The 14,780-nt window shown below is 73.7% G+C and carries 16 protein-coding genes; 8 read left to right on the top strand and 8 right to left on the bottom strand.

What is annotated here, in order from left to right; all coding sequences use genetic code 11:
- Nucleotides 1-15 precede the first annotated feature (15 nt).
- Nucleotides 16-1,083 (top strand): phosphotransferase family protein, encoded by a 1,068-nt coding sequence (locus AB0F82_RS11055; protein WP_356810852.1) that lies wholly within the window; start codon nucleotides 16-18, stop codon nucleotides 1,081-1,083.
- 10 nt (nucleotides 1,084-1,093) lie between these two features.
- The gene (locus AB0F82_RS11050) at nucleotides 1,094-2,308 is read left to right on the top strand and encodes an acyl-CoA dehydrogenase family protein (protein ID WP_356810851.1); all 1,215 of its coding nucleotides are present in this window, start codon (nucleotides 1,094-1,096) and stop codon (nucleotides 2,306-2,308) included.
- A 9-nt stretch (nucleotides 2,309-2,317) separates the two neighbouring features.
- Here the strand turns inward: AB0F82_RS11050 and AB0F82_RS11045 are convergent, their stop codons facing one another.
- Nucleotides 2,318-2,686: a MerR family transcriptional regulator gene (locus tag AB0F82_RS11045; protein ID WP_362625740.1), complete on the bottom strand. Its 369-nt coding sequence runs from the start codon at nucleotides 2,684-2,686 to the stop codon at nucleotides 2,318-2,320.
- Between the two features lie 54 nt (nucleotides 2,687-2,740).
- Between AB0F82_RS11045 and AB0F82_RS11040 the strand changes: the two genes are divergently transcribed.
- Nucleotides 2,741-3,913: an alkene reductase gene (locus tag AB0F82_RS11040; protein WP_362625737.1), complete on the top strand. Its 1,173-nt coding sequence runs from the start codon at nucleotides 2,741-2,743 to the stop codon at nucleotides 3,911-3,913.
- Here AB0F82_RS11040 and AB0F82_RS11035 read toward each other — a convergent pair.
- The 3 genes from AB0F82_RS11035 to AB0F82_RS11025 all read right to left on the bottom strand — a co-directional run bounded on the left by AB0F82_RS11035 (nucleotide 3,852) and on the right by AB0F82_RS11025 (nucleotide 7,022).
- Entirely contained in the window at nucleotides 3,852-4,457 is a 606-nt protein-coding gene (locus AB0F82_RS11035; RefSeq protein ID WP_356810849.1) for a TetR/AcrR family transcriptional regulator, read from the bottom strand. The genes AB0F82_RS11040 and AB0F82_RS11035 overlap by 62 nt on opposite strands.
- A 67-nt stretch (nucleotides 4,458-4,524) precedes the next feature.
- Nucleotides 4,525-6,273, bottom strand: coding sequence for an AMP-binding protein (locus AB0F82_RS11030; RefSeq protein ID WP_362625733.1), 1,749 nt, complete (start codon nucleotides 6,271-6,273; stop codon nucleotides 4,525-4,527).
- Complete coding sequence (locus AB0F82_RS11025) at nucleotides 6,258-7,022, bottom strand: SDR family oxidoreductase (protein ID WP_362625730.1); 765 nt, start codon at nucleotides 7,020-7,022, stop codon at nucleotides 6,258-6,260. Before AB0F82_RS11025 ends, AB0F82_RS11030 begins: the two co-directional genes overlap by 16 nt.
- Nucleotides 7,023-7,119: 97 nt before the next feature.
- Between AB0F82_RS11025 and AB0F82_RS11020 the strand changes: the two genes are divergently transcribed.
- The 4 genes from AB0F82_RS11020 (at nucleotide 7,120) to AB0F82_RS11005 (ending at nucleotide 11,430) form a co-directional block, all read left to right on the top strand.
- Complete coding sequence (locus AB0F82_RS11020) at nucleotides 7,120-8,448, top strand: exo-beta-N-acetylmuramidase NamZ family protein (RefSeq protein WP_362625727.1); 1,329 nt, start codon at nucleotides 7,120-7,122, stop codon at nucleotides 8,446-8,448.
- Nucleotides 8,449-8,654: 206 nt separating this feature from the next.
- Nucleotides 8,655-9,965 (top strand): serine-threonine protein kinase, encoded by a 1,311-nt coding sequence (locus AB0F82_RS11015; RefSeq protein WP_362625725.1) that lies wholly within the window; start codon nucleotides 8,655-8,657, stop codon nucleotides 9,963-9,965.
- 95 nt (nucleotides 9,966-10,060) lie between these two features.
- Complete coding sequence (locus tag AB0F82_RS11010; protein WP_356810844.1) at nucleotides 10,061-10,642, top strand: hypothetical protein; 582 nt, start codon at nucleotides 10,061-10,063, stop codon at nucleotides 10,640-10,642.
- Nucleotides 10,639-11,430 (top strand): 3-keto-5-aminohexanoate cleavage protein, encoded by a 792-nt coding sequence (locus tag AB0F82_RS11005; RefSeq protein WP_362625723.1) that lies wholly within the window; start codon nucleotides 10,639-10,641, stop codon nucleotides 11,428-11,430. The genes AB0F82_RS11010 and AB0F82_RS11005 overlap by 4 nt, the downstream gene beginning before the upstream one ends.
- 14 nt (nucleotides 11,431-11,444) lie before the next feature.
- On the opposite strand, the gene soxR is transcribed toward AB0F82_RS11005, so the two are convergent.
- Nucleotides 11,445-11,888, bottom strand: a complete 444-nt coding sequence (gene soxR / locus AB0F82_RS11000; protein ID WP_362625721.1) for a redox-sensitive transcriptional activator SoxR — start codon at nucleotides 11,886-11,888, stop codon at nucleotides 11,445-11,447.
- 108 nt (nucleotides 11,889-11,996) lie between these two features.
- On the opposite strand from soxR, the gene AB0F82_RS10995 reads away from it, so the two are divergent.
- Entirely contained in the window at nucleotides 11,997-12,458 is a 462-nt protein-coding gene (locus AB0F82_RS10995) for a MaoC family dehydratase (RefSeq protein WP_030901938.1), read from the top strand.
- Here AB0F82_RS10995 and AB0F82_RS10990 read toward each other — a convergent pair.
- The 3 genes from AB0F82_RS10990 to AB0F82_RS10980 all read right to left on the bottom strand — a co-directional run bounded on the left by AB0F82_RS10990 (nucleotide 12,449) and on the right by AB0F82_RS10980 (nucleotide 14,750).
- Nucleotides 12,449-13,084, bottom strand: coding sequence for a TetR/AcrR family transcriptional regulator (locus AB0F82_RS10990; RefSeq protein WP_362625719.1), 636 nt, complete (start codon nucleotides 13,082-13,084; stop codon nucleotides 12,449-12,451). The genes AB0F82_RS10995 and AB0F82_RS10990 overlap by 10 nt on opposite strands.
- Before the next feature lie 95 nt (nucleotides 13,085-13,179).
- Entirely contained in the window at nucleotides 13,180-13,467 is a 288-nt protein-coding gene (locus AB0F82_RS10985; protein ID WP_356810840.1) for a YiaA/YiaB family inner membrane protein, read from the bottom strand.
- Between the two features lie 122 nt (nucleotides 13,468-13,589).
- The gene (locus tag AB0F82_RS10980) at nucleotides 13,590-14,750 is read right to left on the bottom strand and encodes an acyl-CoA dehydrogenase family protein (RefSeq protein ID WP_362625717.1); all 1,161 of its coding nucleotides are present in this window, start codon (nucleotides 14,748-14,750) and stop codon (nucleotides 13,590-13,592) included.
- Nucleotides 14,751-14,780 lie beyond the last annotated feature (30 nt).

Below are 14,780 nucleotides of genomic sequence, written 5' to 3'. Positions count from 1 at the left end.
ACGGAGGTGCGCACCATGACCTCAGCCCCGGCCGATCCCCGAGGCCTGGACCTGGAGCGGCTGCGCGGTCATCTCGACCGGGCCCGGCCGGGACTCGTGGCCGGTGCGCTGCGCGGCCGGCTGATCGAGGGCGGCCGGTCGAATCTCACGTACGAGATCACCGACGGGTCCGCCCGCTGGGTGGTGCGCCGGCCGCCACTCGGCCACGTGCTGGCCACCGCCCACGACATGCGCCGCGAGCACCGGGTCATCGCGGCGCTGCACGGGACGGCCGTGCCGGTGCCGGAGCCGGTGCTGCTGTGCGAGGACGAGACCGTGCTCGGCGCGCCGTTCTACGTCATGGAGTACGTGGACGGGGTGCCGTACCGCACGGCCGGCGAACTCGCCGCGATCGGCCCGCAGCGCACCCGGCGGGCGGTGCTCGGATTGGTGGACACTCTGGTCGAGCTGCACGCGGTGGACCCGGAGGCGGTGGGCCTGGGCGACTTCGGCCGGCCGGAGGGCTTCCTCGACCGGCAGCTGCGGCGCTGGGGCAAGCAGCTCGCGGCCTCCCGGGGGCGGGAGCTCGCCGGGATCGACGAGCTGCACGGCGCCCTGGGCCGCAGGCTGCCCGACTCCCCCGCGCCGACGGTGGTGCACGGCGACTACCGGCTCGACAACGTGCTGATCGGCGGATCCCCGTCCGGCACCGACACGATCCGGGCGGTGCTGGACTGGGAGATGTCCACGCTCGGGGATCCGCTGACCGACCTCGGGCTGCTGGTGATGTACAGCTCCGATCTGGGTCTGACCGGGTCCCCGGTCAGCACGACGAGCGGGGCTCCCGGCCATCCGTCACCCGCCGAGCTGGTCGAGCGGTACGCCGCCCGGTCAGGCCGGGACACCGGGGCGATCGCCTGGTACACGGCCTTCGCGTGGTTCAAGCTCGCGGTGATCCTCGAGGGCATCCACTACCGCTACACGCTCGGGCAGACCGTCGGGGCGGGCTTCGACCGGATCGGCGAGCTGGTTCCGGTCTTCATCGAGCACGGACTGACCACCCTCCAGGGCCTCCCTCCCTTCGAAAACGGCAAGAAAGGCTGAGGAACGCAGCATGGACTTCGCATTCGACGCCCGGACCGAGGAACTCCGCGAGCGGCTGCTCGCGTTCATGGAGGAGTACGTCTTTCCGGCGGAGCCCCTCGCCGCCGAGCAGCGCGCACGGCTGGCCTCGCCCTGGGACACCCCGGCCGTCTTCGGTGAACTGAAGGCCGAGGCACGCCGCCAGGGCCTGTGGAACCTCTTCCTGCCCGACTCGGAGTACGGCGCGGGCCTGACCAACCTCCAGTACGCCCCGCTGGCGGAGATCACCGGCCGCAGCCCGCACCTGGCGCCCATGGCGACGAACTGCGCGGCCCCGGACACCGGGAACATGGAGCTGCTGTCGCAGTTCGGGAGCGAGGAGCAGAAGAAGCAGTGGCTCCAGCCGCTGCTGAACGGCGAGATCCGCTCGGCGTTCGCCATGACGGAGCCCGACGTGGCGTCCTCGGACGCAACGAACATCGAGACCCGGATCGAGCGGGCCGGTGACGAGTATGTGGTCACGGGCCGCAAGTGGTTCATCTCGGGTGCCATGAACCCGGACTGCGCGATCTTCATCGTGATGGGAAAGACCGACCCGGAGGGCGCCGATCCGCGCCGTCAGCAGTCGATGGTGCTGGTCCCGCGGGACACCCCGGGCGTCGAGGTGCGCCGGGCCATGACGGTGTACGGGTACGAGGACCACGACCACGGCGGCCACGCCGAGGTGGTGTTCGACGGGGCCCGCGTCCCCGCGGCGAACCTGATCGGCGAGGAGGGCGGCGGCTTCGCCATCGCCCAGGCGCGGCTCGGCCCGGGCCGCATCCACCACTGCATGCGCCTGATCGGCATGGCGGAGCGGGCCATCGAGCTGATGTGCCGGCGGGCGGTGGAGCGTACGGCCTTCGGCAAGCCGCTGGCCGCGCAGGGCGTCGTGCAGAACTGGATCGCGGACGCCCGGGTGACGGTGGAGCAGTTGCGGCTGCTGGTGCTGAAGACGGCCTGGCTGATGGACACGGTCGGGAACCGGGGCGCGCACACCGAGATCCAGGCCATCAAGATCGCGACTCCGCGGGCGGTGGTGCGGATCCTGGACGACGCGGTGCAGCTGTACGGCGCGGGCGGGGTGAGCCAGGACTTCCCGCTGGCGGAACTGTGGGCGGCGGCACGGACCCTGCGGCTGGCCGACGGACCGGACGAGGTGCACCAGCGGTCCCTGGCCCGGCGCGAACTGAAGCGCTACATGTAGAGAGGCCCGTCAGGGCGTCGTGGTGCGGCCCGCCGCCGCGATGACCTCGTCCAGCACCTCGCGGGAGCGGATCAGCTCGCCGATCATCCGATCGATCCGCTCCCGCTCCCCGACCAGTTCGGCCACCAGCGCCGGGGTCGCGCGCACCGACGGGCCGCCGTCCTCGTCCCGCGTGCAGGGCAGGATCTGCCCGATCTTCGCGCTGTTCAGGCCGGCCGCGTAGAGCTCCTGGATGCGGATGACCCGGTCGACGGCCCGCTCGGAGAAGTCCCGGTGGCCGCCGGGAGTACGGTCGCAGGCCAGCAGCCCCAGTGCCTCGTAGTAGCGCAGCGAACGCTCGCCCACGCCGGTGCGCGCCGCCAGTTCCCCGATCCGCACGGTCCACCCCAGGTCTTGAATCTGACATCAGTGTCAGGTTTTACGGTACCCGGCATGACGCAGCCACAGCGGGTCACCGCCGCATCCCGACTCTTCTCCTCCGCCCGCCTCGGCGGCCTCGAACTCCCCAGCCGCCTGGTGATGGCCCCGCTGACGCGCAATCGCGCCGGCGCCGACGGCGTACCCGGCGAACTCATGGCCGCCTACTACGCGCAGCGCGCCTCGGCCGGTCTGATCATCGCCGAGGCGGCAACGCCGAACGCCGTCGGCCAGACCTACCCCCACATCCCCGGCATCCACACCCCGGCGCAGATCGCGGGCTGGCGCCGGGTCACCGACGCCGTGCACGGGGCGGGCGGGCGGATGTTCCTCCAGCTCCAGCACGGCGGCCGGGTCGGCCACCCCGACACCAGCGGCCACGTCCCGCTCGCCCCGTCGGCGGTGCGGTTCCCTGAGCCGCTGCACACCCCCGGCGGGCTCCGGGACGCGGTGACGCCCCGGGAGATGACGGACGAGGACGTCAGGGCCACCATCGCCGACTTCGCGGACGCCGCGCGCGGCGCCCTGGAGGCCGGGTTCGCCGGGGTGGAGGTGCACTCCGCCAACGGCCACCTGCTCCACCAGTTCCTCGCAGGGAACACCAACCGCCGCACCGACGGCTGGGGCGGGTCCGTCGAGGGGCGCATCCGCTTCACCGTCGAGGTGGTGCGGGCGGTGATCGAGGCCGTCGGAGCGGAGCGCATCGGCGTCCGGATCTCCCCCGGGCTGGACGTCAACGGCATCGAGGAGGGCGACACGGGGGCGCTCTACCGGGCGCTGATCCCGGCGCTGGCGCAGCTCGGGCCGGTCTACCTGCACCAGGTGTACGCCGATCCGGACCTGCCGCTCTTCGGGGAGATCCGCAGGGCCTGGCCCGGCACGCTGATCGCCAACCCGGCGCTCTCCCGCGAGGAGGTGGCGGCCGACGGGGGCGCGCGGCGCGGCGAACGCCTGCTGGCCGCAGGCGCCGACCTGATCGCGCTGGGCCGCGGCTTCCTCGCCAACCCCGACCTCGTGGAGCGGCTGCGCACGGGCGCTCCGCTCAACGAGGTGCGGCCGGAGTTCCTGATGTACGTCCAGGGGCCGGAGGGCTACACCGACTACCCCTCGCTGGACCCGGCCGCGGTCAGGGCCGCAGGGCCCGCAGCAGCAGGTCCGCAAGGTGGTCGGCGACCTGCTGCGGTGTGAGCGGGCCGTCGGTCCGGTACCAGGTGGACAGGTGGTGCACGGACCCGAAGTGGTAGTCCACCACCAGGTCGGCGGGGGTGGCGGTGGAGAACACGCCGGCCCGCTGCCCCTCCTCGATCAGCGCCCGGAAGCGCTCGTGGTAGCGCCGGCGCTCCGCCCGTACCTGCTTGAACTTCTCCGGGCTGAGCTGGTGCATCGACCGGAAGAAGATCATGGCGTCGTCGAGGTTCTCGATGGTGGTGACGACCACGTCGGCGGCCGCCGCCCGCAGCCGTTCCTCGACGGGGGCGTCGGAGGAGGCCACCGCGTCGAGGCGCTGCTGCTGCAGGCGCAGCATCCGCGCGTACACCTCGTGCAGCAGGTCGTCCTTGGAGCCGAAGTAGTGGTAGAGCGCGCCCTTGGTGACCCCGGCCGCCTCGACGATCTCCTGGACGGACGTGCGGTCGTAGCCGCGCTCGGCGAACAGCCGGGTGGCGACGGCCAGCAGCCGCTGCGGTACCGGGGCCTCGTGCGTGCCTGCGGGTTCCGTGGTCCTGGCCGCCATGGTGCTGACCTTCCTCTTCTCGTTCTGCCTGGTCGCTGCGACCAGCTGTACGACCGTCCGACTGTTTTCAGCCGCGGTCGCGCAGTTCCCGTCGCAGGATCTTGCCACTGGTCGTCTTCGGAAGGACAGGCAGGATCTCGACCCGGCGCGGGTATTTGTACGCGGCGAGGCGCTCGGCGCAGTACGCGGAGAGCTCCTCGGGCCGGGCCGCGGTGCCGGGGCGCAGGCTCACGTACGCCTTGACGCTCTCTCCGCGGTACGGGTCGGGGACGCCGACCACCGCGGCCTCGCGGACGGCGGGGTGGGTGTAGAGCACGTCCTCGACCTCGCGCGGCCAGACCTTGAAGCCGGAGGCGTTGATCATGTCCTTCTTGCGGTCGACCACGTAGAGCCAGCCGTCCGGGTCCATGAAGCCGACGTCCCCCGTGCGCAGTTCGCCGTCCGGGAAGGCCTCGGCGGTCTCGGCGGGCAGGCCCCAGTAGCCGGGCACGACCTGGGGGCCGCGCACGGCGATCTCGCCGGTCCGGCCGATGGGGAGTTCGGCCCCGTCCTCGTCGAGGATGCGGACGACCGTGTCGGCGCCGGGCAGGCCCACGGACAGGGTTCCGGAGGCGGGGTCGACGGGGGCTTCGAGGTGCACGGGCACGGTGGCGCAGGGGGCGGTGCACTCCGTGAGGCCGTAGCCGTTGCGCAGGTAGAAGCCGAAGGCCGCTCGCAGGCGTTCGACGAGCGCGGGCGGGAGCGGGGCGCCGCCGGAGGAGATCACCTGGAAGGAGGCGAAGTGGTCGGGGGTGACGGCGGGGTGGGCGGCGAGGGCCATGAAGGCGGTGGCCGGGCCGACGGTGTAGGCGGGGCGGTGTTCCAGGAAGGCGTCGAGGACGGCGCCGGCGTCGAAGCGGTGGGCGATGACGAGGGTGCCGGCGTTGACGAAGCACGCGGCGAGCTCGCAGACCATGCCGGTGATGTGGAAGAGGGGCGCGAGGGCGAAGTAGCCGGCGCCCTCGGCAATGGGGTGGGAGGTGACCTGCCGTACGGCGTTGTAGGTGAGCGCCCCGTGCGGGTTCATCGCGCCCTTGGGGGTACCGCTGGTGCCGGAGGTGTAGCTGATGAGGGCGGTGTCGGCGGCGGTGGGCTCCGGGCCGTCCGGGGCGCGGTGGCCCCGGCGGGCCACGGACGCGAGGTCGGCGGTGTGCGGGCCGGCGGTGTGCGGGCCGGCGGGACCGGCGGCGGTGTGGTCCGCGGGCCCGGCCTGCTGGTGCGGTACGGAGGGCCGGACCGGGGCGGGGTTCTGGGACCGCGGTGCGAAGAGCCGCGGGTCGTCACGCGTCTGGAAGTCGCGGTCCGAGGCGGTCAGGACGCTCCGCACGGCGCTGCCCCGCACGGCCTCCCTCAGGTACGCCGTCCACGCGCCGTCGTCGCACACGAGTGCGGCGGCCCCGGAGTCGCGCAGGACGTGGCCGACCTCGCCCGCCTTGTACATGGGGTTCAGGGGGACGACGACGGCCCCGGCCTTCCAAACGCCGAGGACGGAGAGCACGAAGTGCGGGGTGTTCTGGAGCATGACCGCGACCCGGTCGCCGCGCCGAACGCCGCGCGCCGCGAGGTGGCCGGCGACGGAGTCGGAGAGCGCGTCGGCCTCGGCGTAGCCGATCCGGCCGTCGAAGTAGGCGAGCGCGGTGCGTTCGGGGGCTCGGGCGGCGGCTTCGCGGAAGGCGTGCAGGACGGTGGGCGGCGGCGCGACGGGCGCCCGCTGGGCCGGGGAGAGCAGGCCGAGCCATGGCTGGGCGGCGTAGGTGGAGGTCACCGGGTCTCCCATGTCTGCTGGAGGTGGTTCATGGCGCTCAGCCAGCGGTCCGGTTCGGTGGCGCGGACCGCGTAGTAGTCGGCGACCTCGGGGTGCGGGAGGATCAAGAAGCGGCCCTTCTCCATGCCGTCGAACAGCGCGTCCGCGACCGCTTCCGGCTCGATCGCGGTCGGTGCGAGGACGAGTTCGCCCGCCGAGCCCGCGGCGGTCAGCATGTCGGTGCGCACTCCTTGCGGGCAGATGGCGTGGACCTGGACACCGCGGTGCCGGTAGGTCAGTGACAGCCATTCGGCGAAGGCGAGCGCACCGTGCTTGGTGACACTGTACGGGGCCGCTCCGATCATGGTCAGCAGACCGGCGGCCGAGACGGTGGACACGAAGCGGCCGCTCCCCCGCTCCAGCCAGTCGGGCAGCAGCAGCCGGGCGGCGCGGACATGGGCCATGACGTTGACGTCCCAGGCCGCTTCCCAGACGGCCTCCTCGGCGCCGGCGTCACCGCCCGAGGCGAGTCCGGCGTTGGCGCAGTAGACGTCGACCGTTCCGCCGAGGGCCTCGCGGGCCTCGGCCACGATCCGGGAGGCGTCGCCCGGCAGCGGGATCGCCCGGGCTCCGATCTCGCCCGCGACCGCGACGGCCCTGGCGGGGTCGAGGTCGTTGACCACGACCGTGGCGCCCTCGGCCGCGAAGCGGTGGGCGAGGGCGGCGCCGATGCCGCCGCCCGCGCCGGTGACGACGACTCGCTGGTCCTGGTACGCGCTCACGGGATCACACCTCTCGTACGGCCGCCGGTTGCGGATCTGGGCAGACTAACCAGTCGGTATGTCGGGGCGGAAGGGGTGCGGTGCTTAGCGTGTCGGGATGACGTTGTCGCGACGCGGGGTGCTGGGGCTTGCGGGGGCCGTGGGATCGATCGGCGCGGTGGGCGCGGGGGGCGCCTTGGGCGCGGCGGGTACCGCCGGAGCTGCCGGGACCGGCGGGACCGCGGGGACTGCCGGGACTGCCGGGACTGCCGGGGTCGGCGCGACACCGGCGGCGGGCCGGGTGCGTACCGGCTTCGAGCGGCTGGCGGCGGACGGGTACGCCGTCCTGGCCGGGCAGAAGGTGGGGGTGGTCACCAACCCCACCGGGATCGCCTCCGACGCCCGCCACCTGGTGGACGTGCTGCACGCGGACGAACGGGTCGACCTCGTCGCGGTGTTCGGGCCCGAGCACGGGTTCCGTGGGACGGCGCAGGCGGGCGACTCCGAGGGGGCCTCGCGGGACCCGGCGACCGGGCTGCCCGTGTACGACACGTACGACAGGAACGGGCAGCGGCTCGCCGACGTGTTCACGGCGGCCGGGATCGACACCGTCGTCTTCGACATCCAGGACGTCGGGGCGCGCTTCTACACGTACATCTGGACGCTCTACGACTGCATGCGCGCGGCCGCCCTCGCCGGCAAGGCGGTGGTGGTCCTGGACCGGCCGAATCCGGTGGGCGGCCGGCGGGCCGCGGGGCCGGTGCTGGAGCGGCCGTACGCGAGCTTCGTGGGCCGGGAGCCGATCGCGCTCGCGCACGGGATGACGGCGGCCGAGCTGGCACGGCTCTTCAACGGCGAGTTCCTGGGCGCCGCGCCGGTCCGGCTGACCACGGTGGCGATGTCCGGATGGCGGCGCGGGTCGTTCTTCGGGGAGACCGGGCTGCCGTGGGTGCCGCCGAGCCCGAACATGCCGACGCCCGACACGGCCCTCGCGTACGCCGGCACCTGCCTGTTCGAGGGGACGAATCTCTCCGAGGGGCGCGGGACGACCACGCCCTTCGAGGTGCTGGGCGCGGAGGGGATCGACCGGCGCTGGGCGGAGGCGGCGAACGGGCTGGGGCTGCCCGGGGTGTGGTTCCGGGAGGCGTACTTCACTCCCACCTTCTCCAAGCACGTGGGGAAGGTGTGCGGCGGGGTCCGGCTGATCGTGCACGACCGGGAGGCCTTCGACCCGGTGCGGGCCGGCATCGGACTGCTGGTCACCGCGCGCCGGGTGTGGAGCGGCTTCGGGTGGCGCGCGGACCACTGGATCGACCGGCTGACCGGCTCGGACCGGGTGCGCACGCTGGTGGACGCCGGCGCCGGGGTGGAGGAGGTCGCGGGCGACTGGGCGGCGGGGCTGGCGCGCTTCGAGGCGGTGCGCGCGCAGTACCTGCTCTACGCCTGAGGCGGTCGCGCCGGGGGGCTGGCCGGGCGGGCGCCGCAGCAGGATGCTGGCCGCACCGGAGGCACGGCGTGAAGGGGGACCTCATGGCGGACGTCGTTGGCGGATTCGGCTCCAGGACGGGGACCGGAAGCGGGAACGGGGTCGGGAACGGGAATGGGGTCGGGAACGGGAAGGGGATCGGGTTCGCGACCGGGTCCGGGATCGGGGTGGGGCCGTACACGGAGCTCACCTTCGACTCCGAAGGGGACGTGGACCGTGCCACGCAGGGGGCGGTGGCCCGGATGGAGGCCACGGACGTGCTCGTCTTCGCGCACGGCTGGAACAGCGACCGGTCCACGGCGGTCCGGCTCTACGACCGGTTCTTCGCACCCTTCCCCGCGCTGGTGGGGCCGGGGGTGCGGCTGGGGTACGTGGGTGTCGTGTGGCCTTCGATGCGGTTTTCCGACGAGCCGATACCCGACTTCGAGGCGCCCGGCGCCCTCGCGGAACCGGGCTACGGCTGCGCCCTCGACTCCCTCACCCGGCAGGCGCTCGAAGGGGTCTGGCCGGGCCGGCGCGCGGAGCTGGACCGGCTTGCCGAGCTGCTGGCGGAGCAGCCGGAGTCGGCGGCCGCCTTCATCGAGTTCGGTGCGCTCGTACGGGAGCTGGCCGGGGTCGACGCGGTGCACGCGCCGGCCGCGCCGGCGGTCCCCGCGATCTTCGCGGACGACGTGCTGGAGGTCTGTCGGGTCCTCTCCCTCGCCCTGGCGAGGGCCGGGGCCCGGGCCGGGGCCGGGGCCGGAACCGGGAGCGTGGCCGGGACCGGGAGCGTGGCCGCCGGCGCCGAGGGGCCCCGGCTCACGGTCGGCGAGGGCCCCTGCGGCCTGTGGGGCGGCGCCAAGGAACTGCTCCGACAGGCGACGTACTACAAGATGAAGAAGCGGGCGGGTGTGGTCGGCGAGCGGGGGCTGGGCCCGGTACTGGCGGAGCTGGCGGCGGGCCGTCCGGCGATGCGGTTCCATCTGATCGGCCACAGCTTCGGGGCGCGGGTGGTGTCCTTCTCGCTGCGCGCGGTGCCGGACGGAGCCCGGTACGTGAAGTCCGTGACCCTGCTCCAGGGAGCCTTCTCCCACTACGCCTTCGCCGACCGGCTGCCGCACGACAAGGACCGCGGCGGGGCCCTGCGCGGCCTCGACCGTAGGGTCGACGGGCCGGTGGTGGCCTGCCACTCCCCGCACGACTCCGCCCTCAAGGACTTCTACCCGCTGGCGTCCCGCATGGCAGGTGATTCGGCCGGTCTGCTCGGCTTCGACGAACGGTGGGGCGCGATCGGGCACGACGGGGTCCGGGCGGTGCCGGGAGCGCCGCGGCTGAGCCTGGACACCGCCCTGCGCGACGGGGTGCCCGCGGCCGGTTGCGTCAGCGTGGACGCGGGCTCCGTGGTGCGGCGCGGCGGCGCCCCCTCGGGGGCGCACAGCGACATCTGCCACGAGGAACTGGCCCGGGTGGTGGTGTCCGCGGGGCGCATGGGGCGCTGAGTTCCGGCCATGTGCCACCGGCACGCCTCGTCCGCCCCCGCATGCGCCCGCACCCGAGCGGGCATGTTGGGCACATCGGCGGAGGTGATGGTGTGATGGCGGGATTCCGGAGTCTGGCCTATCAGGTGCGCGACGCGCGCAATGACCGGGCTCTGCGGCGCCACTCGCTGCGCCGCTGCCTGGAACGGTTCGCGCCCTACGGGCACCGGGCCACGTGGTGGCACCTGTGCGACCGGCACGGGATCGGCCCCGAGGACCGGGGGGCCGACCCGCTGCGGCTGGTCGCCGCGCTGGAGGAGCTGGAGGACGCGCGGACGGTCTGGCTGGAGTACGAGCGCCAGTTCGCGGAACGGCGCCGGCGGGAGAAGCACCACGGGCTGCGCCGGCCGGAGTGGGCGTGGGGCGGCAGCGGGGACGCGGTGGTGCGCTGCGCAGACCCGGGGGTACGGCCGGAGGGGGCGCTGGGCGAGGTGCTGCGGCGGCTGGTCCGGGCGCTGGAGTCGGAGCCGGGGACGGCGTGCCCGGTCTGCGGGGACACCGAGCTGCGGTGGCCGGAGGTGGCTCCGGTGGGCCCGTGGGCGGGGGCGCTGGCGTGGGACGGGCCGGTGTGCGCGGGCTGCGGGATCGTGGTGCCGAGACCGGCGCTGGCGGACTTCCCCTCGGCGGGCGCGGCGTGAGCGTTGCGGGCCTGTTGGCGGTGGTCTCGCTGAACGGTTCGCGCAGTGCGGCCGACGGGCCGGCCGTGCCCGTGTCGCCGGAGGATCTTGCTCAGTCGGCGGTGCGGGCCGTCGCCGCCGGGGCGGGTGGGGTGCTGGTGCACCCGCGGACCCCGTGCGGGCGGGAGAGCCTCTCGTCCCGGGTGGTCGGGCCGGTGCTGGAGGTGCTGCGGGGCGCGGGGGTGGGCGTGCCGCTGACGGTGCCGGCGAGCATCGGGGCCGAGCCGGATCCGGCGGAGCGGCTGGCGCGGGTCCGGGCGTGGACGGTACTGCCGGACCGGGCGGTGGTGCGCTTCGCGGAGCCGGGGGCGGCCGAGCTCGCGCGGGCCCTGCTGGAGCGGGGCGTCGCGGTGGACGCGGTGGTCGCGCTCGGGGGCGCGGCCGGGCCGCAGGCGCTGGAGCGGCTGCGGGCCTGGCTGGTACGGGAGCAGGGGCGCGGACTCGGCGGGGGCCCGGGCGGCGTCGGCCGGGTCCGGGTGGCGGCGGAGGTCGCCGAGGAGCCGCCGGACGTACGGGTGGCCGGGGCAGGGCCGGCCCTGCCGGCCGGTCTGCGCGGGCTGGCGCCGGAGGCGGTACTGCTGTTCGGGTGCGACGGGGCCTCCTGGCCGGCGCTACGCCTGGCTGGCCGGTGCGGCACGGCCGCGCGGACCGGCGTGGGGGACGTGCTGCACCTGCCGGACGGCCGGCCGGCGCGCTCGAACGCCGAACTGGTCACGGCGGCCGGGGAACTGCTGCTGCGGCAGGGGTGAGGCCGGCGGGCGGGTCAGAGGCGCGAGCCGGTGAGCCGTTCGCCGAAGACGTCGTCGGGGTTGGACAGGGCGCAGGTCTCCATCGAGAGGCAGCCGCAGCCGATGCAGTCCGTCAAGTGGTCGCGCAGCCGGGCGAGCCGGCTGATCCGTTCGTCGAGCTCGGTGCGCCAGGCCTCGGACAGGCGGGCCCAGTCCTCCCGGTTGGGGGTGCGCTCCTCGGGGAGCCGGGCCAGTGCCTCACGGATGCTGGCGAGCGGGATGCCCACCCGCTGGGCCGCGCGTACGAAGGCCACCCGGCGCAGCGCGTCACGGGTGTAGCGGCGCTGGTTGCCGGCCGTGCGGCGGCTGTTGATCAGGCCCTTGGCCTCGTAGAAGTGGAGCGCTGACACTGCGGCGCCACTACGGGCGGACAGCTGGCCGACGGTGAGCTCGTGGACCTTCTCGGGAATCTGCGGCACCCGGCCGAGGGTAGCCGGAGGTCCGTTGACATACACATACGGTCCCAGCATGCTGAGCAAGCGCTTATTCGTCCGTGAGTCAGTGGTCCGCGAGAGACAGGAACAGGCATGGCCGAGCCGAGGGTCTTCACGTCCGCCGAGGAACTGCACGCCGGGATCGGCGAACCGCTCGGTCCGAGCGGGTGGCTGGAGGTGGACCAGAAGCGGATCGACCTCTTCGCGGACGCCACCGGCGACCACCAGTGGATCCACGTGGACCCGGAGCGCGCCGCGACGGGCCCCTTCGGCTCCACCATCGCGCACGGCTACCTGACCCTGTCGCTGCTGCCCAGCCTGGTGCCGCAGGTCATGCGGGTCGAGGGCATGCGGATGGGCCTCAACTACGGGACGAACAAGGTCCGTTTCCCGGCGACGGTGCCGGTCGGTTCGCGGCTGCGCGCCACCGCCGTGATCACGGAGGTCGCGGAGGCGGGTGGCGGCGTACAGGTCACGGCCACGGTGACGGTGGAACGCGAGGGCGGCGAGAAGCCGGTGTGCGTGGCGGAGTCGGTGTCCCGCTACTACTTCTGAGGGCGCGGCCGCGCCCCCACCATGCGCAGTACGAGGTCGGCGTAGAGCGCGCCGACCTCGTCGGGCGTGCGCTGTCCGGCCGCGCTGAACCAGCGGGCCACGTCGATGCACAGCGACAGGACGGCGAGGGTGGTGCCCGGCACGTCGGGGACGTCGAACTCCCCCGCCGCGACCCCGTCGGCGAGGATGCGGCGGACGGCGGCGTCGCTCTGCCGGCGCAGCGCCACGATCTCGGAGCGGTGCTCCGGGGCGAGGGCGTCGAGCTCGTACTGGACCACGCGCGCGGTGGTGTGGTGCGCGGCGTGCCACCGTACGAAGGACCGCACGGCGGCGTCGAGGCGCTCGGCGGCGCAGCCGGGGCCGTCGGCGGCGTTGGTGAGGATGTCGAGGGCCTTGTCGTGCCCGATGCGGCTGATCCGGTGGAGCAGCTCTTCCTTGGTTTTGTAGTGGATGTAGAGCGCGGCCGGGCTCATGCCGGCGCGGCCCGCGATGTCGCGGGTGGTGGTGGCGTGGTAGCCGCGCTCGGCGAAGGCGTCGACGGCGGCGACGAGCAGCCGCCGTGCGGCGTCCGGGGTGACCTCGGACCACGGTCGGTAGCCCTCGGCCGTGTCCTCCGCGCTGTCCATCGCCCACTCACCTCTTCACTATTCGGGAGTGAACACCCTACAGGGCGGGTGAGCAAGCGCTTAGCGTTCTCGGGCCGGTCGCTTCGGCCAGGGGGCTACTTCGGCGCGAACGGATCGTACTCGGCCATGATCTTCTCCATTCTGGCCTGATCCACTCGGCTGACGATCTGCGTGACCTCCTGGCGGTCGCGGATCACCTTGGCGAGGGTGAAGGCGGAGGTGGTGAGGTAGAGGACCGCGATCCCGAGGAAGGCGCGGACCCAGCCGTCGGCGTCCAGGCGGTAGATCCCCACGGCCACGGCGATGAGGGCGATGGCGAAGGAGGCGACGGCCTGTCCGTAGTACGCCCCCGTGCTCTGCTGCTTGACCGGTGTCTCGTTCATGCGTCGAGCATCGGGCCGCGGCGGGGCGGAGCGCATGCGCACGCGTACTCATACGGGTACTCAACCCGTGGGGCGCCGGGCACCGGGGCGCCGGGCACCGGGGTGCCGGGCACCGGGGCGCTCTAGAAGGCCGAAACCCCGGTGAGGGCACGGCCGATGAGGAGTTTCTGGATCTGGCTGGTGCCCTCGTACAGGGTCGCCACGCGGGCGTCGCGCAGCAGCTTCCCGGTCGGGTACTCGTCGATGTATCCGTAGCCGCCGTGCACCTGGAGGGCGTTGCCGGCGGCGCGCACTGCGGCCTCGGAGGCGAAGAGCTTGGCGGTGGAGGACTCGGTGGCGAAGGGCCGCCCGCGGTCAATGAGGTCCGCGACGCGCCAGGTCAGCATCCGGGCCGCGTCCACGTCGACCGAGATGTCGGCGATGAGTTCCTGGACCAGCTGGTGGTGGGCGATGGGCTTGCCGAACTGCTCGCGGTGGGCGGCGTACGAGACGGCCGCGTCCAGGGCGGCCTGTGCGATCCCGACGCAGCCGGCAGCGACCGACATGCGGCCCTTGGCGAGCGCGGACATCGCCACCGAGAAGCCCTTGCCCTCCGGGCCGAGCATCGCGGAGGCGGGCACGCGGACCCCGTCGAGGGCGAGTTCGGCGGTGGCCTGGCCGCGCAGGCCGAGCTTGCCGTGGACCTCGCGGCGCGTCAGGCCGGGGGCGTCGGCGGGGACGAGGAAGGCGGAGATCCCGCGGTGGGCCGGTTCGCCCGGTTCCTCGCCGGTGCGGGCGAAGAGCAGCACGACGTCGGCCCAGGTGCCGTTGCTGATGAACATCTTGTTCCCGTGGAGGACGTACGAGTCCCCCTCGCGCACGGCGCGGGTGGTGAGGTTCGCGGCGTCGGAGCCGGTGCCGGGCTCGGTCAGCCCGAAGCAGCCGAGCGCGTCGCCGGAGCACAGGCGCGGCAGCCAGGCGCGCTTGTGCTCCTCGGTCCCCCAGGCGGCGATCGTCTTCGCGACCAGGCCGAGGGAGACCGAGACGATCCCGCGCACGGCGGAGTCGGCGCGGCCGAGCTCCTCGGTGACCAGGACGTAGGCGAGGTGGTCGCCGCCGGAACCGCCGTACTCCTCGGGGACGGTCAGGCCGAGGAAACCGAGCGCGCCCAGCTTCTTCACCACGGCCCGGTCCACGCTCTCGGCGCGGTCCCACTCGGCGGCGTACGGGACGATCTCGCGCTCGGCGAACTCGCGGGCGAGCCGGCGTACTGCGCTCTGCTCCTCGCTCAGCTCAAGATTCACCGGAACCTCCTCTGGCGGGTGGTGCGTGGC

Source organism: Streptomyces virginiae (genome assembly GCF_040638905.1).
GTDB classification, from domain to species: Bacteria; Actinomycetota; Actinomycetes; order Streptomycetales; family Streptomycetaceae; genus Streptomyces; species Streptomyces virginiae_B.
Note: the sequence above shows the minus strand (reverse complement) of the source record. Positions and strands in the feature narration are given on the sequence as shown.